Origin of the sequence: Micromonospora sp. NBRC 110038, assembly GCF_020884815.1 — a bacterium.
Lineage (GTDB): Bacteria > Actinomycetota > Actinomycetes > Mycobacteriales > Micromonosporaceae > Micromonospora > Micromonospora haikouensis.
In genome coordinates, this window is record NZ_BBOL01000004.1 from 237,323 (window position 1) to 259,980 (window position 22,658).

Annotated in this window: 14 protein-coding genes; 12 read left to right on the top strand and 2 right to left on the bottom strand. The window is 77.5% G+C overall.

Translation table 11 applies throughout. The features are described from left to right. The first annotated feature begins 12 nt into the window (after window positions 1-12). From LPU61_RS16675 to LPU61_RS16695, 5 genes are all read left to right on the top strand, one after another. The gene (locus tag LPU61_RS16675) at window positions 13-1,209 is read left to right on the top strand and encodes a glycosyltransferase (RefSeq protein ID WP_043968966.1); all 1,197 of its coding nucleotides are present in this window, start codon (window positions 13-15) and stop codon (window positions 1,207-1,209) included. Further along, the gene (locus LPU61_RS16680; protein ID WP_229405425.1) at window positions 1,191-1,949 is read left to right on the top strand and encodes a polysaccharide deacetylase family protein; all 759 of its coding nucleotides are present in this window, start codon (window positions 1,191-1,193) and stop codon (window positions 1,947-1,949) included. The genes LPU61_RS16675 and LPU61_RS16680 overlap by 19 nt, the downstream gene beginning before the upstream one ends. Beyond that, on the top strand, window positions 1,946-2,836 hold the full coding sequence (locus tag LPU61_RS16685; RefSeq protein WP_229405426.1) for a DMT family transporter: 891 nt from the start codon (window positions 1,946-1,948) through the stop codon (window positions 2,834-2,836). Before LPU61_RS16680 ends, LPU61_RS16685 begins: the two co-directional genes overlap by 4 nt. Window positions 2,837-2,877: 41 nt before the next feature. Continuing rightward, window positions 2,878-3,690, top strand: a complete 813-nt coding sequence (locus LPU61_RS16690; protein ID WP_229405427.1) for a peptidylprolyl isomerase — start codon at window positions 2,878-2,880, stop codon at window positions 3,688-3,690. A 68-nt stretch (window positions 3,691-3,758) separates the two neighbouring features. Next, complete coding sequence (locus tag LPU61_RS16695) at window positions 3,759-4,616, top strand: M15 family metallopeptidase (protein WP_043968969.1); 858 nt, start codon at window positions 3,759-3,761, stop codon at window positions 4,614-4,616. Here the strand turns inward: LPU61_RS16695 and LPU61_RS16700 are convergent. Continuing rightward, a complete protein-coding gene (locus LPU61_RS16700; protein ID WP_229405428.1) occupies window positions 4,608-5,399 on the bottom strand; it encodes an alpha/beta hydrolase family protein in 792 nt (263 codons plus the stop codon). The genes LPU61_RS16695 and LPU61_RS16700 overlap by 9 nt on opposite strands. Before the next feature lie 183 nt (window positions 5,400-5,582). Between LPU61_RS16700 and LPU61_RS16705 the strand changes: the two genes are divergently transcribed. Continuing rightward, on the top strand, window positions 5,583-5,981 hold the full coding sequence (locus LPU61_RS16705; RefSeq protein ID WP_043968971.1) for a hypothetical protein: 399 nt from the start codon (window positions 5,583-5,585) through the stop codon (window positions 5,979-5,981). A gap of 104 nt (window positions 5,982-6,085) precedes the next feature. After that, the gene (locus LPU61_RS16710) at window positions 6,086-7,285 is read left to right on the top strand and encodes an RtcB family protein (RefSeq protein WP_043968972.1); all 1,200 of its coding nucleotides are present in this window, start codon (window positions 6,086-6,088) and stop codon (window positions 7,283-7,285) included. A gap of 29 nt (window positions 7,286-7,314) precedes the next feature. Here the strand turns inward: LPU61_RS16710 and smpB are convergent, their stop codons facing one another. After that, window positions 7,315-7,803 (bottom strand): SsrA-binding protein SmpB, encoded by a 489-nt coding sequence (gene smpB, locus LPU61_RS16715; RefSeq protein WP_043968973.1) that lies wholly within the window; start codon window positions 7,801-7,803, stop codon window positions 7,315-7,317. 103 nt (window positions 7,804-7,906) lie between these two features. Here smpB and LPU61_RS16720 point away from each other — a divergent pair, with 103 nt between their 5' ends. From LPU61_RS16720 to LPU61_RS16740, 5 genes are all read left to right on the top strand, one after another. Beyond that, window positions 7,907-8,452, top strand: a complete 546-nt coding sequence (locus LPU61_RS16720; RefSeq protein WP_229405429.1) for an RNA 2'-phosphotransferase — start codon at window positions 7,907-7,909, stop codon at window positions 8,450-8,452. Window positions 8,453-8,547: 95 nt separating this feature from the next. Then, window positions 8,548-9,852: an MFS transporter gene (locus tag LPU61_RS16725; RefSeq protein WP_229405430.1), complete on the top strand. Its 1,305-nt coding sequence runs from the start codon at window positions 8,548-8,550 to the stop codon at window positions 9,850-9,852. After that, complete coding sequence (locus LPU61_RS16730; protein WP_229405431.1) at window positions 9,849-20,864, top strand: non-ribosomal peptide synthetase/type I polyketide synthase; 11,016 nt, start codon at window positions 9,849-9,851, stop codon at window positions 20,862-20,864. The genes LPU61_RS16725 and LPU61_RS16730 overlap by 4 nt, the downstream gene beginning before the upstream one ends. 56 nt (window positions 20,865-20,920) lie before the next feature. Then, a complete protein-coding gene (locus tag LPU61_RS16735) occupies window positions 20,921-21,334 on the top strand; it encodes a hypothetical protein (RefSeq protein WP_043968975.1) in 414 nt (137 codons plus the stop codon). A gap of 254 nt (window positions 21,335-21,588) precedes the next feature. Further along, window positions 21,589-22,155: a GNAT family N-acetyltransferase gene (locus LPU61_RS16740; protein WP_229405432.1), complete on the top strand. Its 567-nt coding sequence runs from the start codon at window positions 21,589-21,591 to the stop codon at window positions 22,153-22,155. The last annotated feature ends 503 nt before the right edge of the window (window positions 22,156-22,658 follow it).

The window sequence follows — 22,658 nt, forward strand, 5'->3', positions numbered from 1 at the left end:
TAAGCGCGCGCGGTGAACGCGCAGCACCGGGGGACGATCGTCGTCGTGTCGGCGGACGTGGGGGCCGGGCACGACTCGGCCGCCGCCGAGCTGACCCGTCGGCTCGCCGACCGGGGCTTCGCGGTGCACCGGGTGAACTTCCTCGACCTCCTGCCGCGCCCGGCGCGGTGGATGTTCCGCGAGGCGTACCGGGGCGTGCTGCGCTGGGCGCCGTGGGGATACGACGCGCTGTTCACCATCACCGGCCGGTCCCGGCTCGTGGTGGCCGTCCTGCGGGGCGCGCTCGCGCCGCTGCGCGGGCGCGCGCGGCGCGCCGTCCCACCCGGCACCCGCGCGGTCGTCACCACGTACCCGTTCGCGAACCAGCTGCTGGGGCCGCTGCGCCGCAGCGGGCTGCTCCCCGTCCCACTGGTCACCTACGTCACCGACTTCGTCGTGCACCCCACCTGGGTCGCGCCCGGCGTCGACATCTACTGCACCCTGCGGCACGCCCGCCACCACGCGTCGGGAGCCGGCGGGCCGCTCGACGTGCGCACGGTCGCCCCACTGGTCTCGGTCGACTTCCCGGCGGCGACGGGGACGAGTCGCCGCGCGGCGCGGCGGCGCTTCGGGCTGCCGGAGCGGGAACGGCTCGTGCTGATCGTGGCCGGGGCGTGGGGGACGGGCGACATCGAGGCGACCGTCGCCGACGTGGCCGCGGCCGACGGAGTGCGCACCGTGGTCGTCTGCGGCCGCAACGCCACCCTGCGCCAGCGGCTGCGGGGGCTCACCCCGCACGTCCTCGGCTGGGTCGACGACATGCCCACGCTGATGCGGGCCGTGGACGTGGTGGTGGAGAACGCGGGCGGGCTGACTTGCCAGGAGGCGCTGAGCTGCGGGGTGCCGGTGATCACCTACCGCCCCCTGCCGGGACACGGCCGGGCCAACGCCACGGTCCTCGCCGCCGCCGGGCTGACCCACTGGGCCCCGTCCGCCGAGCAGCTGCGGCGGGCGGTGGCCGCGCTGGCCGCGTCGCAGCCGCCGGCCCCCGACGGGTGGACGGGCGGCTGGGCGGACCCCGCCGGCCTGGTCGCCGACGAGGTGGGGCGGCAGGCCGGCACCGGCTGCGCCGCGTACCGCAGGAGGAGGGCCGTGCTCGACGCGGTGGACGAGGCGGTCGGCGTGCTGGCCACGGTGCTGCCCTCGATCCGGTGGACGGGCGGACGGTGACCGCGCCGCGCGGGCCTCGCCGGCCCGCCCTCGCGCTCGCCGGTGCCGCGGCGGTCGCGCTCGCCGCCCACCTCGGCCCCACGACCACCGCCGTGGGGCCGGTGCGCCGCCGGCTCTTCCCCCGGCTCGGCGGCGCGGGCCGGCCCGGACGGATCGCCCTGACCTTCGACGACGGGCCCGACCCCGAGTCCACCCCCCGGTTCCTCGACGTGCTCGCCGAGCATCGGACGCGGGCCACGTTCTTCGTGCTGGGCACGATGCTCGTGCGGTCGCCCTGGCTGGCGGCGGACCTCGTCGCCGCCGGGCACGAGGTCGCCGTGCACGGCTGGGACCACCGCAACCTGCTGGGCCGGGGCCCGCTGGCCACCTACCGGGACCTGGCCCGGGCCCGGGCGCTGGTCGAGGCCACCACCGGCCGGGCCCCCCGCTTCTTCCGCCCACCGTACGGGGTGCTGACCGGCCCGGCGCTGCTGGCGAGCGCGCGGCTCGGGCTGACGCCCGTGCTGTGGGCCCGCTGGGGCCGCGACTGGACGGCGTCGGCGACCCCCGACTCGGTCTTCGACACCGTCACCGCCCGGCTGGCCGGCGGCGACACCGTCCTGCTGCACGACGCGGACTGCGCCGCGGCCCCCGGCGCGTGGCGGGCCACCCTCGCCGCCCTGCCCCGGCTGCTGGCGGAGTGCCGCCGCCGGGGCTGGACCGTGGGCCCGCTCGGCGAGCACCGGGTGCCGGGGCCGTGACCCTGGCGGTGGCGTGCGCCCTGGGCGCCGCGTTCTGCTTCGCGGTGTCCACGACCATGCACCAGCGGGCCGCGAAGCGCCAGCGGCGGCACCACCCGCTCGACCCCCGGCTGCTGCTGCGGCTGCTGCGCACGCGCCTGTGGCGGCTCGGCTGGGCACCCGACGTCGCCGGCGTCGGCCTGCAGACGGTGGCGCTGCGGTTCGGGCCGCTGGCGCTCGTCCAGCCGCTGATGGCCAGCGGCCTGTTCATGGCGATCCTGATCGAGGCCGGCTGGAACCGGCGCCGGGCGGGGGCGCGGGACCTGCTCGGCGCGACGGTGGGCCTGGTCGGCCTGGCGGCCTTCCTGACGGCCGCCGAGCCGCAGGCCGGCATCCCGGCGCCGACGGCGGGCGCCTGGTGGCGGGTGGCGCTGGGCGTGGGCGGGGTCGTCGCGGTCGCGCTGGCGCTGTCGGCGCTGGTCACCGGGGCGGCCCGGGGTGCGCTGCTCGGCTTCGCCGCCGGCACCCTCTACGGCGTCGCCGCGGCCCTGGTCAAGGCGCTGACCGGCGGCTTCCACGGCGATCTGCGCGCCCTCGTGGTCGACCCGCTGCTGCCCGCCTCGGCCGTGGTCGCCGTGACGGGCCTGGTGATCAACCAGAGCGCCTTCCAGAGCGGCCGGATCGCCGCCCCGCTCACCGCGCTCACCCTCGCCGACCCGGTGGTGAGCGTGGTGCTCGGGGTGACCGCGTTCCGGGAGACGATCACCCTGGGCGGGCCCCGGGTCGCCGTGCTGGCCCTGGCGGTGGTGGCCATCGTGGTCGGGGTCTGGCTCGCCGGCACCGCCTCGCCGTCGTCGTCGGGCACCGGGCGCGTGTCGCCGTCGACAGGAGGGCGACCCGATCCATAGACTGCGATCTTTCTGGAGTCACGAGCCCAGGAGGACGCCACGTGTCGAGGTCATCCCGCCGGCAGCCGGTCCCGCCGCCCCCGGCCCGTCCCCGCAGGCCACGGGCGTTGCCCCGGCTCGCCGGGGTCGCGCTGCTCGCCACGGGCCTGGTCGGCGGCAGCGCCGCCGTCGCCGTCGCCGCGCCGCGGTCGGCCACCGGGAGCACCGTCGCCGAGGTGCCGCCGCAGACGACCCCCGGGCCGTGCGCGTACACCGAGACCCCCGACGAGCCGCCGGCCCGGCCCGTCCCGCTGCCGCCCGACCCCCGCCGGACGCCCGACCACGGCACCGTGCGGGTCACGCTGCGCACCAACCACGGCCCGATCGGGCTGACCCTCGACCGCGGGCAGGCCCCCTGCACCGTGCAGAGCTTCCTGCACCTGGCCCGGCACCGGTTCTACGACCGCACGCCGTGCCACCGGCTCACCGCGTACCCGACGCTGAGCGTGCTGCAGTGCGGCGACCCGTCGGGCACCGGCGAGGGCGGGCCGGGCTACCGGTACGCCGACGAGCTGCCCACCGACCTGCCGCCCGCGCCGACGGACCCGACGGGCGCGCGCCGCGTCTACGCCCGGGGCCTGCTCGCCATGGCCAACGCCGGCCCCGACACCAACGGCAGCCAGTTCTTCCTGGTGTACGCGGACTCGGCGCTGCGCCCGAACTACACCGTCTTCGGCGAGGTGGACGCCGCCGGCCTGGCCACCCTGGACCGGATCGCCGCCGGCGGGATCGCCCCCACGCCCGAGGACCCGGCCCCGGTCGACGGCGCGCCCGCGCTGCCGGTGGAGATCCGTCGGGCGGTGCGCGGGCGCTGACCCCCGCGCCGGGCGCGGATCCGGCAGGTTGCCGCGAACCGGGCGTAGCTGCTGCTAGAACGGTGGGTATGGGGCGGCGGCGCGGGGCGGATCGGTCCATCCGGTCCCTCCGCGCCGCCGCCCCGGCCGCGGTCGTCGTGGCCGTCGCCGCGCTGCTGCCCGGCTGCCCCGCGCCGCAGCGCCCGGAGCCGACCCCGTCCGCCCCGGTCACCCCGACGGCCACCGAGCCACGCGCCCCGGCCGGGTTCGTCGACCTGTCCGACGTGGACCCGACCGTCGTCACCGACATCCGGTACGCGACCGCCCACAACTTCGTCGGCCGGCCGATCGCCGGCTACCGGGAGCCGCTGTGCCTGCTCACCCGGCCCGCCGCCGAGGCGCTGCGCCGGGTGCAGCAGGCCGCCCGCGCCACCGGTCACCGGCTGAAGGTGTACGACTGCTACCGGCCCCAACGCGCCGTCGACGACTTCGTCGACTGGGCGGGGCGGCCCGGCGAGCAGAAGATGAAGGCCGAGTTCTATCCCGACGTGGCCAAGTCGCGGCTGTTCGCCGACGGCTACCTCGGCGCGCCCACCGCACACAGCCGGGGCAGCACGGTCGACGTGACGCTCGTGCCCGACCCGCCGCCCGAGCAGCCCCCGTACGCGCCCGACGCGCCGCTGGTCGCGTGCACCGCCCCGGCGGGGGAGCGCTTCGCGGACAACAGCGTCGACATGGGCACCGGCTTCGACTGCTTCGACCCGCGCGCCCACACCGCCGACCGCCGGATTACCGGCGTCGCCCGGGACAACCGAGGGCTGCTGGTGCGGCTGATGGCCGACGCCGGCTTCACCAACTATCCGCGCGAATGGTGGCACTACCGGTACGCCGACGAGCCGTACCCCGACACGTACTTCGACTTCCCGGTGGCCCGCTCGTCACTGTGACCGGGTGGCGGGGGCGCGCAGCGGCAGCCAGGCCAGGACGTCCTGAATCTTCGCGTCCCAGTACGCCCAGTCGTGGTCGCCGGGGGAGAAGTCCACGGTCAGCGGCACGCCCCGCCGCCGGGCCGTCTCGACGAACCGGGTGTTGTCGTCGAACAGGAAGTCCTCGGTGCCGCAGGCGACGTAGAGGGCCGGCAGGTCGTCGCCGGCGCGTTCCAGCAGCGCCACCGTGTCGTCGTCGCTGCTGGGCACCGCCCGGTCGCCGAAGACGGTGTGCCACACCGTCGGGTCCATCGGGTGGGCCGGGTGGTGCTGCCGATGGGCGACGTTCAGCGCCCCCGACAGGCTCGCCGCCGCCGCGAACCGCCCCGGCTCGCGCAGCGCCCACTTCACCGCGCCGTAGCCGCCCATCGACAGGCCGGCGACGAAGGTGTCCTCCCGCCGGTCGGACAGCCGGAAGAACGAGCGGCAGACCTCGGGCAGCTCCTCGCTGAGGAACGTCCAGTACCGGTTGCCGTTCTCCTCGTCGGTGTAGAAGCTCCGCCCCACCTGCGGCATCACCACGGCCAGGCCGAGCGGCGCGACGTACCGCTCGACGGAGGTGCGCCGGGTCCAGATCGTGTCGTCGTCGCTGAGGCCGTGCAGCAGGTACAGCACGGGCGGGTCGCCGGCCGGCGCGCCGCCGGCCAGCCCGATCCCGGCACCGGCCGGGTCCGGCAGGAGCACCGTCATCGAGGTGCCCATGCCCAGCGCCTCGGAGTGGAAGTTGCACCGGATCAATGCCATGGGCGTGGATGCTACGCGCCGGAAGGCCGCGGCGACGCGGGCGGAGCCCGCCGGCCGGGGGCGGGACCTTGGTCCGGTCGGCGCAGGAATTTCGTCCCGAGTCGTCCGCGAGGGTAGCTGCCGGGTTTACCAGGCTGTAACGTCCGCGCTGCTGGATCCGTCACAGAGAAGTGGGAGTCAGTGGTGACCGACGTGTCGACGGCGCTGGGTGTGCGCCTCTACCCCGACCTGGTCGAGCTGGGCGGACTCGCGTCCGCGCTGGCCCTGGCCGCGACCCGGTGCCAGGCCGACGTGGGCCGCATCAGCGCCCCCGAGCAGGGGCGGGGCCGGTTCACGTGCGCCGAGCTGCGCTCCGAGCGGGGCACCATCTGCGTGGGCCTGGGCTCGCAGGCCCGCTACTTCATGGTCGACATCGCGGGCGCGGACGGCTGCCGGGCCGACGGCGACACCACCGACCTGGACCAGGTCGTGCGGATCGCCGACGCCTGGCGCGGCGGGGCGAGCCTCGGCGAGCTGCGGGCCCGCTTCCCGTTCCTCGACCACGTCTCCGAGCCGGTCGGCGAGCACCCGACCCACGCCTGACGCCGGGCGTCGGTCGCCGATTATCCGTTGCCGGTCGTCCCGCCCCCGGCCTACCTTTCCTCATCCGACGGGGAGGGACTCCTCGTCCGACGAGGAGAGACACGATGGCCTTCACCCCGCTGCACGGCACCCGCGCACCCGTCCGGGTCTGGACCGACCCGTACGCGATCGAGCCGCAGGCCGCCCAGCAGCTGCGCAACATCGGCGCGCTGCCGTGGGTCGAGGGCGTCGCCGTCATGCCCGACGTCCACTTCGGCAAGGGCGCGACGGTCGGCTCGGTGATCGCGATGCGGCAGGCGGTCTCCCCGGCCGCCGTCGGCGTGGACATCGGCTGCGGCATGTCGGCCGTGCGCACCTCACTGACCGCCGCCGACCTGCCCGACGACCTCGCCGGCCTGCGCTCGGCGATCGAGGCCGCGATCCCGGTCGGCTTCGCCCGGCACGACGACCCGGTCGACCCGCGCCGGGTGCGGGGGCTGGAGCAGCGCGGCTGGGCCGACTTCTGGGCGCGCTTCGCCACCCTCGACGAGCGGGTGGCCCCGCTGGAGGGCCGCGCCCGGCAGCAGCTGGGCACCCTCGGCGGCGGCAACCACTTCATCGAGGTCTGCCTCGAGTCCGGCGGGCCCGACGCCGGCCGGGTCTGGCTGATGCTGCACTCCGGCTCCCGCAACATCGGCAAGGAGCTGGCGGAGCGGCACATGGGCATCGCGCGGCGGCTGCCGCACAACGCCGGGCTGCCCGACCGGGACCTCGCGGTCTTCCTCGCCGGCACCCCCGAGATGGCGGCGTACCGGCGGGACCTGTGGTGGGCGCAGGAGTACGCCCGGCGCAACCGTGCGCTGATGCTGGCCCTGCTCTGCGGGGTGGTCCGCGACGCGGTCGGCCACGTCGGCTTCGACGAGCCGATCAGCTGCCACCACAACTACGTCGCCGAGGAGACCTACGGCGGGGTGGACGTGCTGGTCACCCGCAAGGGCGCGATCCGGGCCGGCGCGGGGGACCTGGGCATCATCCCCGGGTCGATGGGCACCGGGTCGTACATCGTGCGCGGCAAGGGCAACCCCGACGCATACTGCTCCGCCTCGCACGGGGCGGGGCGGCGGATGTCGCGCGGGCAGGCGAAGCGGACGTACAGCACCGCCGACCTGGCGGCGCAGACCGCCGGGGTGGAGTGCCGCAAGGACGCCGGGGTGGTCGACGAGATCCCGGCCGCGTACAAGGACATCACGCAGGTGATGGCGCAGCAGGAGGACCTGGTCGAGGTCGTCGCCCACCTCAGGCAGGTGGTCTGCGTGAAGGGCTGACCGGGCTCGCCGCCGGGGGCTGTCCGTGCCTACCGGCGGCGAGCCTGGGCGCCCTTGAGGCGGCGGCCCAGCTCCCGGGCGATCTCCCGCTTGGCGTCGCGCTCGGCGAGGGCCTGCCGCTTGTCGTACGACCGCCGGCCCCGGGCCAGCCCCAGCTCCACCTTCGCCCAGCCGTTGGAGAAGTACAGCGACAGCGGCACGAGCGTCAGCCCGCCCTCGCGTACCCGGTCGAGGATCCGGTCGATCTCGATGCGGCGCAGCAGCAGCTTGCGGGTGCGCCGGGGCTGGTGGTTGGTCCAGCTGCCGAAGCCGTACTCGGCGATGTGCAGGCCGTGCAGCATCAGCTCGCCGTCGTGCTCCTGGGCGAAGGCGTCGACCAGGGACACGTACCCGGCGCGCAGCGACTTCACCTCCGTGCCGGCGAGCACCAGCCCCGCCTCGTACGTCTTGAGGATGTCGTAGTCGTGGCGGGCCTTCTTGTTCGACGCGACGAGGGTGCGTCCGGTCTCCCTGGGCACGGTCGGCCTCCCGCTGCTGGTTGCGCCCCGACGGCGAGAGGCTAGCAGCCGCCCGCCCGGTAATCGGGTGGAGCCGCGCGGCGGCGACGACCACAATGCCGCCATGGACCACCGCACCATGGTCAAGTTGAGCAAGCGGATGTCGAAGGCGCTGCGGCACGAGCCGTACCGCCTCGGCCTCACCCCGGACGGGGCCGGCTGGGTGCCGGTCGACGACCTCCTCGCCGCCCTGCGGGTGGGGCGGCCCGACCTCGACGCGGTCGTGGCCGGCAACGACAAGCAGCGCTTCGCGGTGGAACGCGGCCCCGACGGGGTCGAGCGGATCCGCGCCAACCAGGGCCACTCGATCCCCGTCGAGCTGGGGCTGCCGACGGTCGAGCCGCCCCCGCTGCTCTACCACGGCACCGCCGCCGCTGTCCTCGACTCGATCCGGGCCACCGGGCTGCACCGGGGCGGCCGGCACCACGTACACCTGTCGGCCGACGTCGAGACGGCCCGCCGGGTCGGTGCCCGACGCGGCGGCCCGGTCGTGGTGCTCACCGTGGACGCGGCGGCGATGGCCCGCGACGGGCACGCGTTCCACCGCAGCACCAACGGCGTGTGGCTGACCGACGCGGTCCCGGCCCGGTACCTGAGCCCGGGCGGGTAGGGGCACCCCGCAAACCCCGGCGCGCCATTGAAACTCGTTGCTCCGCCCGGCAAGATCGTCGGCACCGGGGGAGACGACAGTGACGGGGACACTCAGTGGCGAAGGCGGCCGACGCGGGGCGCGCGGCGCGTGACCTGCGGCTGGTGGTGGCCGCCCACGCGGTCTCCACCTACGGCAGCTACCTGAACCTGGTGGCGCTGGGCCTGTTCACCCTGGAGCTCACCGGCTCCGCCGCGCAGACCGGCCTGTTCATGGCCGTCCGGCTGGCCGCCGGGTTCCTCATGGGGCCGGTCAGCGGGCTGCTCGCCGGCCGCTACCGCCGCACCCGCCTGATGATCGGCGCGGACGTGCTCTCGGCGGCGACCCTGGCGCTGCTGGTGGCCGCCCCCGCCGGGGCCCGCCTGGCGGCGCTCTACGCGCTCGCGGTCGTGCTCGGCTGCGGGCAGACCCTGTGGGGGGTCGCGCTGCGCAGCGAGCTGCCCGACCTGGCCGGGCCACGGCGGCGGGCCCGCGCGAACGCCCGGCTCGTCGCGGCCCGGTCGGTGGCGATGCTGCTCGGCTTCGCCTCGGCCGGCGTCCTGGTCGCAGGGCTCGGCTACGAGGTGGCGTTCCTGCTCGACGCGGGCACCTACGCCCTCTCCGCCGGGCTGCTGGCCCGGGTGCCGGCCCGCCGGCCGGTCGCCGCCGCGCCGGAGGCCGCCGGGCCCGCCGCGCCCACCGGGCCCCGGGCCTGGGCGAGCGTCGGGGTGCTGCGGTCGGTCGCGCCGGTCGTGGTGGCGATGATCGGGGTACGCGCCGCCGACGCGTTCGGCTCGGCGGCCCACAACGTCGGCATCCCGGTGCAGGCCAGCCTGGTCCGCCCCGACTCGCCGGCCGCGTACGCCGCCGTGTTCCTGACCTCGTGGGCGGTGGGCAGCCTCGCCGCCGGCCGGTGGTGCGCCCGGCTGGCCGCCCGCACCGGTCAGGTGGGCTCGCCGCGCGCCTTCGGCGTGGCCACCTGCCTCATGTCGCTGTTCTTCGTGCTCGCCTTCACCGATCCGCCGCTGTGGCTGCTGATCCCCCTGACACTCGCGGCGGGGGCGGCCGACGGCTACGCCGAGATCAGCTACACCACGCGGCTGCAGGGCGTCGACGAGTCCCGGCGGGCCCGGCTGTTCGGGTTCGCCAGCGCGGCGCAGAACGCCGGCTTCGGCCTCGGCATGATCGGCTGCTCGGCCGCGCTCGACCGGGCGGCCCCGTTCACGGTCGTCGCCGTCGCCCACGGGGTGGCCTGCGCTGTGGCCCTCGCCTTCCTGCTCGCCCAGACGGTGCGCCCCTCCGACCGGCGCGACCCGCCGGCCGACCGCGCCGACCGGCACGACGGCCCGTCGACCCCCCGAACCGCCGAGGTGACGCCGTGACGACCGCCAGCCCGCCCCGCCGCCCCGCCGTCAGTCACGGCGGCGAGCTGCCCGTCGACCCGGAGCACCCCCGGACGCTGGGCGCGGCCCTGCGGCGCGCGGCGCGGGACTTCCCCGACGCCGGCATCCGCGTGGTGGCCGAGGACAGCACCGACACCCTGCTCGACCACGCGACGCTGCTCGCCCGGGCCCGCGCCGTGCGGGCCGGCCTGCGGGCGCGGGGGGTGGCCCCCGGCTCGCCGGCGATCCTGCGGGTCGACGCGGGCGTGGACTACTGGCCGGCGTTCTGGGGCTGCGTGCTCGGCGGCGTCGTGCCGCTGACCGTCGGCGCGCCGACCGGGTACGACGCGGACGGCCCGGCCGTCGCCGCGCTGCTGCACGCCTGGCGGGCCCTCGACGCCCCGGTGGTGCTCGCCGGGGCGACGGACGCGGCGGGGCTGGCCGGGCTGCCGCTGGCCGGCCGGGTGATCGACGTCGCGGAGCTGGCGGCGGCCACCCCGGTGGGTCCTGCGGCGGGTCACCCGGCGGCGGATCCGGCGGGGGAGCCGCCCGCCGCCGACGCCGAGCCCGGGCCCGACGCGGTGGCGCTGCTGCAACTGTCGTCGGGCAGCACCGGCACCCCGAAGATCATCCCGCTGACCCACCGGGGCCTGTCCGAGTACGCCGTCGGCGCCCGCGCGCTGCTCGACGTGCGCCCCGGCGACGTGCTGCTCAACTGGCTGCCCCTGGACCACGTCGCCGGCCTGCTCCTCTATCACCTCGGCGGGGTGTTCCTCGGCGCGTCCTCCGTGCACGTCGCCACCGGGCTGGTCCTGGCGGACCCGACGCGCTGGCTCGACCTCATGGCCCGCCACGAGGTAACCCACGGCTGGTCGCCCAACTTCGGCCTGCGGCTGGTGGCCGACGCGGTGGCCCGCGCCCCGGGCGGCCGGCGCTGGGAGCTGGGCGGGATCCGGCGCATGGTCAGCGGCGGCGAGCAGTGCCTGCCGGAGACCTTCCGCGCGTTCGTCGCCGCGACCGGGGTGCCGGCGGCGGCGATGACCCCGGCCTGGGGGATGTCGGAGACGTCCACGGGGATCACCTTCGCGTCGTTCACCGAGCCGGGCTGCCGGCAGGTGGTCCGCACCGCCAGCCTGGACGGCGACGTCGAATGGGTCGAGGACGGGGCCGGCGAGGGGGAGGACGTCACCGAACTGCTCTCCGTCGGCCGGCCCGCGCCCGGGGCGACCCTGCGGATCGTCGACACGGACGGTGTGGTGCAGCCCGAGGGCCGCGTCGGCCGGGTGCAGGTGCGCTCGGCCCGGGTCACCCCCGGCTACCTCGGCGACCCCGAGGCCGACCGCGCCGCGTTCCCCGACGGGGACTGGCTGGACACCGGGGACCTGGGCTACCTGCGCGACGGCGCGCTGACCGTCACCGGCCGCGCCAAGGACCTGCTCATCCTCAACGGGCAGAACATCCCCTGCCACGAGATCGAGCGCGTCGCCGCCACCGTCGCGGGGGTGCGCGCCGGGCTCGTCGCCGCCGTCGGGGTGCCCGACGCCCGTACCGGCACCGAGGCCCTCGTGGTCTTCGCCGTCACCGACCCCGAGGGGGACGACGCCGTCGCTCCCGCTGATCCGCACGCGGCGACCGGGCCGGCGGCGGGGCGGGTGGCCGGGGCAGTGGCGGCGGCGGTGGCCCGGCGCTGGCAGCTCACCCCGCGACGGGTGGTGATCGTCGGCGAGGCCGACCTTCCCCGTACCACCGGGGGCAAGATCCGGCGCGCGGAGCTGCGCCGCCGGTTCCTCGCCGACGCCTTCCCCGCGCCGGGCCGGCCGGGCGACGCCGCCGCCGACGGGCCGGCGGCGGCCCCGGCGGGGGAGGCGGACCCGGCGGCCCCCGGCCGGGCGGCGGTCCGCGCCGTCGTGCACGCCGCGCTCGCCGACGTCCTCGGCCGACCGGTCGAGGCCGACCGGCCCTTCTACGAGCTGGGCGTCGGCTCGGTCGAGATCGTCGCGCTGCGGGCCAGGCTGGAGGAGGCGCTGGGCCGCCCGGTGCCGCAGCCCGTGCTGTTCGCCCACCCGACCGTCGACGCCCTCGCCGCGCACCTCTCCGCCGCCGGCCCGGCCCCCGCCCCCGCCCCCGAGGCGGCGCGGCGACCGGCGGACCGGCGGGTCGCCGTCGTCGGGATGGCCGCCCGCTTCCCCGGCGCGGCGGACGTCGACGAGTTCTGGGCGGCGCTGCTGGCCGGGGTGGAGAGCGTCCGCACGTTCACCCCGGCGGAGCTGGCCGCCGCCGGGGTGCCCGAACACCTCGCGCGGGACCCGGGATACGTCGCGGCCAGCGGCGTGCTGGACGACGTCGCCGGCTTCGACGCCGGCTTCTTCGGCGTCAGCCCCCGCGAGGCCGAGCTGCTGGACCCGCAGCACCGGCTGTTCCTGGAGACCTGCCAGCACGCCCTGGAGGACGCCGGCTGCCCCGGCGAGGCCGCCGGCCGGCGGATCGGTGTCTTCGCCGGGGGCGGGATGAACCTGTACCCGCACCACACCTACCTGCGCCACCAGCTCCCGCAGGCCGTCGCCTCCGCCGACCCGGCCACCGCCATCGGCGCGGCCCTGGGCAACCAGCCCGACTTCCTGGCCACCCGGGTCGCGTACCGGCTGGGGCTGACCGGACCCGCCGTGACCGTGCAGACCGCCTGCTCCACCTCGCTGGTCGCGGTGCACCTGGCCGCCCGCGCCCTGCTCGCCGGTGACGCCGACGTCGCCGTCGCGGGCGCGGTGGCGGTGCACGTCCCGCAGGTCACCGGCTACCGGCACACCCCCGGGTCGATCCTGTCGGCGTCCGGCCGGTGCCGGCCCTTCGACGCCGACGCCGACGGCACGGTCGGCGGCAACGGGGTCGCCGCGGTGGTGCTCAAGCCGCTGGACCGGGCGCTCGCCGACGGCGACCGCATCCACGCGGTGCTGCTCGGCTCGGCCGTCAACAACGACGGGGCGGGCAAGGTCGGCTGGACCGCACCCGGGGTGCCGGGGCAGGTCGACGTCGTCCGGCGGGCGTTGCGCGACGCCGGGGTGCCGGCCGCCTCCATCGGGTACGTCGAGGCGCACGGCACCGGCACCACCCTCGGCGACCCCGTCGAGCACCACGCGCTGGCCGAGGCGTACGCGTCCGCGCGGGCGTTCCTCGGCTCGGTGAAGGCCAACATCGGTCACCTGGACAGCTGCGCCGGCATGGCCGGGCTGATCAAGGCCGTGCTCGCCGTCCGCTCCGGCCGGGTGCCGCCGCAGATCAACTTCGCCCGGCCGAACCCCGCGCTGGGCCTGGCCGACGGGCCGTTCACGGTGACCACCGCCGCCGTCGACTGGCCAGCGAGCGGGGTGCCCCGGCGCGCCGCCGTCAGCGCCCTCGGCGTCGGCGGCACCAACGCCCACGTCATCGTCGAGCAGCCGCCGCCCCCGTCGCCGCGCGCCGCCGACCGGTCGGACCGGGTCCCCGGGCTGCTCCCGATCTCCGCCGCCGACCCCGCCGCGCTGGCCGCGCTCGCCCTGCGCCACCGGGACCGGCTGCGCGCCGACCCCGAGCCGGCCCTGGCCGACGTGGTGCGCACCGCCGGCACCGGCCGCCGGCACCTGCGCCACCGGCTCGTCGCCCTCGGCGGCTCGACCGCCGCGCTCGCCGACGCCCTGGACCGGCACGCCGCCGGCCTGCCCGCCGACGTGGTGACGGGCGAGGTCGGCGGGGACGCCGCCGGACCGGTCGCCCTCGCCTTCCCTGGCCAGGGCGACGTCCGCGACGCGCTGCTCCCGCTGGCCGCCCGCTTCCCGGTCGTCCGGGCGGTGCTCGACGAGGCCGCCGACGCGTACCGGGAGGCGGTCGGCGGCGACCTCGTCGCCCTGCTGCGCGCGGACCGCCCGGCGACCGGCCGGCCCACCGACGTCGCCCAGCCGGCGCTGGTCGTCGCCGGGGTGGCGCTGGCCGAGCTGTGGCGCTCGTGGGGGCTGCCCGTGGACCACGTCCTCGGCCACAGCGTCGGCGAGTACGCCGCCCTGGTCGTCGCGGGCGCGCTCTCCCTCGCCGACGCCGTGCGGCTCGCCGCCCACCGGGGCCGCCTGATGGCCGACCACCTGCCGCCCGGCGCGATGCTGGCGGTGCTGGCCGACCGGCCGACCGTGGACGCGCTGGCCACCGGGTCGCCGCTGGAGCTGGCGGCGGTCAACGGGCCGACGCAGCACGTCCTCGCCGGCCCGCCCGACGCCGTCGCCGCCGCCGCCGACCGGGCCGCCCGGCTCGGGGTGGCGACCCGGCGGCTATCCGTCGACCGGGCGTTCCACTCGGCGGCGGTCGCGCCGGTGCTGGGCCCGCTGCGCCAGCTGGCCGCCGCGGTCGAGTTCCGGCCGACCCGGCTGCCGCTGGTCAGCGCCCTGGACGGCCGGGTCCGCCCGCCCGGCTGGCGACCCGACGCCGAGCACCTGTGCCGGCACGCCCGCGAGCCGGTGCGCTGGCACGACGCGGTGTCCACCCTGGCTGTCGAGGGTGTCGCGACGGTGGTCGAGGCGGGCGCGGACGGCGTGCTCACCGCCCTCGCCGGCACGACCGGAGCCGTCGCCGGCACGAGCGGCGCGGGGCCGCGCTGGGTGCCGTCGCAACGGCGGGGGCTCGACCCGGCGGCCGGGCTGTGGCGGGCCGTGGCGGAGCTGCACGTCGCGGGCGTGCCGCTGGACTGGTCGGCGCTCGCGGACGGCCACGGCGGACGCCGGGTGACGCTGCCCAGCTACCCCTTCCAGCGCCGCCGCTTCTGGGCCACCCCGGAGGTCACCGCCGCCCCGGCCCCCGCCACCGCCCCGGTTCCTGCCGCCGCCCCGGCATTCGTCGGTGACCCGAGCGCGGACGCGGCGGTGGCGGCATCTCCGGTATCTCCGGCGTCCCCGGCGGGGTCGGCGGACGGCGCGGTGCTGGAGCGGGTCCGGGCGCTGACGGCCGAGCGGCTCGGCCTGGCTGCCGCCGAGGTCGATCCGGACACCGGCTTCTTCGCCCTGGGCGCCGACTCGCTCCTGCTGATCACCATGTCCCGGGAGATCGAGCGCGACTTCGCCGTCCGGGTGCCGGTGCGGGACCTGTTCACCACCGTCGACACGCCACGCCGGCTGGCCACGGCGATCACCGCCGCCGCCGCGCCGCCGACCCGCCCGGACGCCACGGGGCCGGCGGCGTCCCCACCCGCCGCCGAGGGCGGACCGGCCGGGGACGGCGACCGGCCGGCGCCGGGCGAGCTGGTCGGCGTCGTCCGGCAGCAGCTCGACCTGATGCGGCAGCAGCTCGCCCTGCTCGGCGTCGCCGCCGGCCTGCCGGCGAACCCGCCCGCCGCCACGCCGCCACCGGCCCCCGAGCCACCGGCTCCGGCACCCGCGCCCCCGGCTCCGGCCCCTGCACCGCCGCCCCCCGCGCCCGCGCCGGTCGCCGCGCGCCCGCGTCCCGCCGCCGTCGCGGCGGCGACGGTGCCCGACACCGTCGACTTCAGCCTCTACTTCTTCGGCGACTACCCCGACCAGGACCGCGACGACAAGTACGCCGTCATCGTCGACGCGGCGGAGTTCGCCGACGCGCACGGCTTCCACGCCGTGTGGCTGCCCGAGCGGCACTTCCACTCCTTCGGCGGCCTCTTCCCCAACCCGTCCGTCCTCGCCGCCGCCCTCGCGACCCGTACCCGGCGGGTACGGCTCAACGCCGGCTCGGTCGTGCTGCCGCTGCACCACCCCGTCCGGGTCGCCGAGGAGTGGTCCATGGTGGACAACCTCTCCGGCGGCCGGATCGGGCTCGGCTGCGCGCCGGGCTGGCACGCCAACGACTTCGTCTTCCACCCCGAGCACTTCGGCCGGCACAAGCAGGTGATGTACGAGCACCTGGAGACCGTCCGGCGGTTGTGGCGGGGGGAGGCGGTGCCGGCGCGCTCCGGCAGCGGCGAGGCGCTCGACGTGCGCCTGTTCCCCCGCCCGGTGCAGCCCGAGCCGCCGGTGTTCACCGCGATCGTCGGCAACCCCGACAGCTACCGGGAGGCCGCCCGCCGCGACGTCGGCGTGGTGACGAACCTGATGACGCAGGACGTGGCGAGCCTGGCCGAGAACGTGGCGCTCTACCGGCGTACCCGCGCCGAGCACGGCCTCGACCCGGCCGGCGGGCGCGTGGTGGTGCTGCTGCACACCTACCTCGGGGAGGACGCCGAGCGGGCCCGCGACGAGGCGTTCGAACCGTTCTGCGCGTACCTGCGCTCCTCGTTCAGCCTGCTCGGGCAGGTGGTCAACAGCCTCGGCATGAACATCGACCTGGCCGGCACCCCCGACGAGGACGTGCGGTTCGTGCTGTCGCGGGCGTACGAGCGCTACTGCGCGCAGCGGGCCCTCATCGGCTCACCGGAGAGCTGCCGGTCCGTGGTGGAGGCGGTGCTCGACGCGGGGGCCGACGAGATCGCCTGCTTCGTCGACTTCGGACTGCCCGCCGACGCCGTCCGCGCCGGCCTGCCCGTGCTCGACGCGCTGCGCCGGGCCACCCCGCGCCGGCCCGCCGCCGGGCCGACCGCCGCCGACCCGGCGCGGGAGCCCGCCGCCGCACGGGCGTGGCGGCCCGCCGACCCACCGCACCGGGGCGGCGAGCGGACCGCGCCGCTGTCGTCGGCGCAGCGCCGGCTGTGGCTGATGGAGCGGCTGCACCCGGGCACCCCCGCCTACAACGAGGCGGCGGCCGTGCGGCTCGTCGGCCCGCTCGACCACGCCGCGCTGCGGGGCGCGCTGCGCGACGTGGTCGACCGGCACGCCCCGCTGCGCACCCACTACGCGCAGGTCGACGGGGAGCCCCGGCAGGTCGTCCGCGACCGGGTGCCGGTCGAACTGCCGGTGCGCGAGCACACCGGCGGGGCCGAGGACGAGGCGGTCCGCGCCGCGCTGGCCGCCGAGAGCCGCCGGGTGTTCGACCTGGCGGCCGGGCCGGTGTTCGCCTTCACCCTGCTGCGCTTCTCCGCCACCCGGCACGTGTTGGTGCTGGCCTTCCACCACCTGGCCACCGACGGCGGCTCGTACGCCGTGCTGACGGACGAGGTCTCGGCCCGCTACCGGGCCCGGCTGACCGGCGTCGCGGCGGAGCTGCCCCCGCTGCCGGTGACCTACCCGGAGCTGGCGGCGGCCGGCGACGGCGGACCCGACGACAGGGACCTGGCCTACTGGCGGGCCCAGCTCGACCCGGCCCCGCCCACCCTCGTCCTGCCCTCCGACCTGACCCGCCCGGCGCTGCCGTCGGCGGCCGGCGAGAGCGTCTTCCGCGAGCTGCCCGCCGAGCTGGCGCAGCGGGTCCGGCGGTTCGGCCGCGCCGAGGGGGTCACCCCGTTCACCACCCTGCTGGGCGCGTTCGGGGTGCTGCTGTCCCGGTTCACCGGCCAGCACGACCTGGTGATCGGCACCGGCACGAGCGGCCGGGACGAGCGGACCGCCGGCCTGGTCGGGTTCTTCGTGCGGACCCTCCCGCTGCGGCTGGACCTCACCGGCGACCCGAGCTTCCGCGAGCTGCTGGCCCGGGTGCGGGTCACCGCCGCCGAGGGGTACGAGCACGACGGCGTCCCGTTCGACGCGCTGGTCGAGGCGGTGGCCCCGCACCGGGAGGCCGGCCGGCACCCCCTGTTCGACGTGGTGGTCGAGTACGAGAGCGGCCCCGGGGCGTTCGCCTTCGACCTGCCGGGCGTCACCGCCGAGCCGCTGCCGCTGGGCCTGGCCAAGGCCCCCGTCGACCTGATGGTCTACGTGTCGCACGGCGAGACGCTGCGCTGCCACGTGGAGTACCGCACCGACGTGCTCGACCGGGCGACCGTGGACCGGCTGCTCGACCACCTGCACCGGCTGCTCGACGTGTCGACCCGCGCGCCGGGCGAGCCCCTGTCCCGGCTGGCCGCCCGGCTCGACGACCCCGCCGCCCGGCCGGTCGGCCCGTGTCCCGCCCCCGCCGCCGACCGGCTGCACGACCTGTTCCTCCGGCAGGCCGACCGGACCCCCGACGCGGTGGCCGTGGTCGACGGGCCGCGGCGGTGGACGTACCGGGAACTGCGGGAGCGTGCGCGGGAGCTGGCCCGCCGGGTCGCGGCGCACGGCGTCGGCCCGGACGACCTGGTGGCGGTGCTGCTGCCGCGCCGGGCGGAGCTGGTCGCGGCGCAGCTCGGCGCGCTGCTGGCCGGAGCGGCGTTCCTGCCGCTGGACCCGGACCTGCCGGCGGCCCGGCTGCGCGACCTGCTCGCCGACAGCGGTGCCCGCCTGCTGCTGACCGCCGCCGACGTCGCCGACCCGTTCGCGGAGACCGGCGCCGGCGAACCCGCCCCGGGGGCCGCCGACGCCGGGGCCGCCCTGGTGGCGCGGCTGCTGGTGGACCGGCCCGGCGACCCCGGCCCGCCCGACCCCGATCCCGGCCTGCCCGACCCCGCTGACGCCGCCGGTCCCGGCCACCTCGCCTGGTGCGTGTACACCTCCGGCTCCACCGGCCGCCCCCGGCTGGTCGGCGTGCCGCACCGCGCCGCCGTGGACGTCGTGGACTGGCACGTCCGCGCCCTGGCCCTCACCGGCGCCGACACCGTGGCGCACGCGCTCGGCCTCGGGTTCGACGCGAACCTCGCCGAGATCCATCCGACGCTGGCCGCCGGGGCGACCCTGCACCTCGTACCGTCGCGAATGCGCGCGGACCCGGCGCGGTTCGTCGACTGGTGGCGGCGGGCCGGGGTGACCGTCGCCTACCTGCCGGCGCCCCTGGCGGAGCTGGTGCTCGCGGTGCCGCCGGCCCCGGCCGTCCGGGCCCTGGTGGTCGGGGGCAGCCAGCTGCGCCGCCGGCCGCCCGCCGGGTACCCGGCGGAGGTCCTCAACGCCTACGGCCCGACCGAGGCCGCGATCGTCACCACCGCCGGCCCGGTGCCGTCCGCCGGGACCGGCCCCATCGACATCGGCCGTCCCGTGGACCACCGCCGCCTCTACGTGCTGGGCCGTGACGGGACGCCGGTGCCGGCCGGCGCGGTCGGCGAGCTGCACGTCGGCGGCACCGGCCTCGCCCGGGGCTACCTGGGGCGGCCCGGCGCGACGGCGGCGGCGTTCCTGCCGGACCCGAACGCCGCCGAGCCGGGGGCCCGGATGTACCGGACCGGCGACCTGGTGCGGCTGCGCGGCGACGGCACGGTCGAGTTCCGCGGCCGGGTCGACGACCAGGTGAAGATCGCCGGGCACCGGGTGGAGCCGGGCGAGGCGGCCGCCGCGCTGGCCCTGCTGCCGGGGGTACGGCAGGCCGCCGTCGTCGCCCGGCACGACCGGGCCGAGCCGTACCTCGTCGGGTACGTCGTCCCCGACACCGCTGGCACCGGCACCGCTGACGGCACCGGACCGCCGGCCGCCCGCACCGCTCGGCTGGCCGCCGAGCTGGGGGAGCGGCTGCCGGAGCACCTGGTGCCCCGCGCCTGGGTGGTACTGGACGCGCTGCCCGTCGGCGACACCGGCAAGGTCGACGTGTCCCGGCTGCCCCCGCCCGCCGCGCCGCCCGCCGGCCAGGAGCCGCAGCCGGGCGTGGAACGGCTCGTCCACGACGCGTGGTGCGCGGAGCTGGGCGTGTCCCGGGTGCCGCTGGACGTCTCGTACTTCGCCGCCGGAGGCGACTCCCTGGGCGCGGTGCGGCTGGCCAACCGGCTGCGCGAGACGCTCGGCGTCGACGTCGGCGTGGACCGGGTGCTGCGCAGCCCGGGGGTGCGGGCGATGGCCGCGGCCCTCGACCCGGCCGGCCGGGCGCCGGCGACGTACCAGCAGGAGCTGATGTGGCACCGCCAGCGCCAGGCCCCGAACCCGGCGGCCGTGCACATGGCCGTACGCGTCGACCTCACCGGCCCGCTCGACGTCCCCGCCCTCACGGCGGCGGTCGACGCCCTGGTGGCCCGGCACGAGGCGCTGCGTACCCGGGTCGTGGCCGGCGACGGCGGGGCGGTGCAGGAGGTGCTGGCGCACCGCCCGGTCGCGGTGCCCGTGGTCGACCTCGCGGCCACCGACGCCGACGCGGTGCGGGCCTGGTGCGTGGCGGTCGGCCGGGAGTCGTTCCCGCCCGACGGGCCGTGGCTGCGGGCCCGGCTCGCCCGGCTGGCCGACGACCGGTGGGTGCTGGCGATGGTCGTGCACCACCTGTGCGGGGACGGCTGGTCCATGCTCCAGCTCCTCGACGAGCTGGCGCGGGCCTGCGCGGGTGCGCCGCCCGGGCGTGTCCCTGCCCTGCGCTACGTCGAGCACGCGCGCCGGCAGCGCCGGGCCGAGGTGCCGCCGGAGGTGCTGCGGCACTGGCGGGAGACGCTAGCCGACCTGCCCCCGGCCGCCGCGCTGCCCACCGACAGGCCCCGCCCGGCCGTGCCCTCGGGCGTCGGCGCGGAGCACGCCTTCACGCTGCCGGCTGCGCTGACCGGCCGGCTCACCCGGCTCGCCGCCGACGCGGGCCTGACGCTGTTCCCGCTGCTCGCCGCCGCCTACGCGCGGTTCGTCGGCGCGCTGACCGGCACCAGTGACGTCCTGCTGACCTGCCCGTACGCGCACCGGGACCGCCGGGAGTTGGAGGCGGTGGTCGGCCTGTTCACCGGCACCCTGCCGGTGCGGTTGGTGCTGCGCGACGGCGAGCCCCTGACCGAGCTGGCGGCCCGGTTCGACGCGGTGTTCCTGGCCGCCGTGCGGCACCAACCGGCCCCGTTGCCGGCCCTCTACGCCGCCGTGGACGCCGGCTGGCGGATGGGTGACCCGCCGCCGTTCGCCGGTGCGCTGTTCACCTGGAACCCGGGGATGCCGTCGCTGCGCCTGCCGGGGCTGGCGGCGGAGGTCACCGACCAGGGGCTGGACTGCGCCCGGCGGGACTGGTCGATCATGCTCACCCCCGCCGGCGGCGGCCTGCTCGGCGTCGTCGAGTACTCGACGGACCTGTACGACGAGTCGACCGTCGCCGAGCGGTGCCGCCGGTACGTCGACATCCTCGTCCGGGCGGCCGGGTAGCCCTTCACCGGCCACCGTGGACGGTTCTTGTCATACCCCGGTCGCAGTATGGAGTCATGGCTGCTCCCGCACTGGCTCACGAGCCCACCCCGCCGCGTGCCCTGTCGCTGCGCGAGACCCGCACCCGGCTGACCCAGCTCGTCGCGATGGCCGAGCTGACCGACACGGTCACCCTGGTCACCCGCGACGGCGACCCCCGCCCGATCGCCGCGATCGTGCCCGCCTCCGCCGCCCGCAGCGCGGCCCAGGCGCGGGCCGACGCCGACCGGCTCGCCACGGTGACGGCGGGCTGGGCCCGCCGCCTGGAGGAGTCGCACCGGCAGAGCAGCCGGCGGCACGCCGCCGAGCTGCGGGCCGTCACCGAGGCGCTCGCCGAGGTCTGGGCCGAGCTCGACCGCCGGGTCGCCCCCGGCAGCGACCCGGCGCTGGCCCGGCTCCGCGCCGCCCACGCCGACCTGCTGCGCGACTGACCCGCTGCACGACTGACGCTGCGTGGTGTGCCCGGCCCTCGGCGGCCCGGGGGCCGGCACCGGCGGTCGTTCCCGCGGCCGAGGCGTCGGGCCGGTGGTCGTCTCCGAGGCGCGAGCGCCGGGGCGGCGTTGCCCCCCGCTGCCGGCTGCTCCGGCCGTTCCTGCTGTTCCGGCCGTTCCGGGTGGGCCGGGTGTGGCCGCGCGCCCGGGTATGGTCTGCTGGACCGGTCCGCCCCGCGCCCCCCGGAGGTTCGGTGTTCGCTCGCCCCCTGACCGCCGACGCCGAGCTGCGTCCGCTGGAGCCGTGGCGCGCCGAGGAGTTCCTCGGCCACCTCGACCGGGCCCGGGAGCACATCGCGCCCTGGGTGGGACCGTCGTTCGTGGCCACCGACCTCGCGTCCGCGCGGGCCGTCCTGCAGCGTTACGCCGACGCGCGGGCCCGCGACGCCGGCGGGATCTGGGGGATCTGGCTCACGGGGCCGGCCCCGCAGCAGCCGACGCTGGTCGGCGGGGTCATGTTCGTCTCGTTCGACACCGCGCTCGGTGTGTGCGAGGCGGGCTGCTGGCTGGAGCCGGCCGCGCAGGGGCGGGGCCTGATCACCCGTGCCGCCGGCCTGATCGTCGACTGGGCGGTGCGGGAGCGGGGCATCCACCGGGTCGAGTGGCGCACGAACCCGCGCAACGCCCGCAGCATCGCCGTCGCCCGCCGCCTGGGCATGCGCCGCGACGGCACGCTGCGCCAGGCGGTCCCCGGGCCGGGCGGGCGCGTCGACATCGACATCTGGTCGGTCCTCGCCGACGAGTGGCGGCGGCCGGCCTGACGGCCTGACGGATGCCCGCCGGCGCTGCCCGGCGGACCGGCCGCGTGACCGCCGACGGCCCGGAGCCCGAGGCGCCGGTCGACGGCCCGGCCACGCCCGTTCAGAGGCCCGGCCACGCCCGTCGACGGCCTGCAGCGCCCGTCAACGGGCGGCGCGGCCGGGCTCCTTCGGAGGGCGTGGCGGCTTCCCGACAGCCACGGGCCGGCGGGGCCGGCGGCTGGCGGTCGCGCCCGGGGCATCGGCCCTGTTCAGTGCCGCGCCGCCCGATGCGCAGGTCACATAACGGGCGGGAGTGGCCGGTCCGAGTTTCGCCACTGGTGTCCCGCATCTTGGGAGGGCCCTTGGCATTCCCATCGGCGCTCGTGGAATCTCTCAGCGGAGAGCAAGCAATCGATCGCTGTAAGTAGCACAGCGTGAGGGGCTCGGGGCGCTGACCTGCCGAAGGGTCATTTAGGGCACACGTACCGTTACGATCTTGGGGGCCGTTCGGTGTCTGGCTGCAC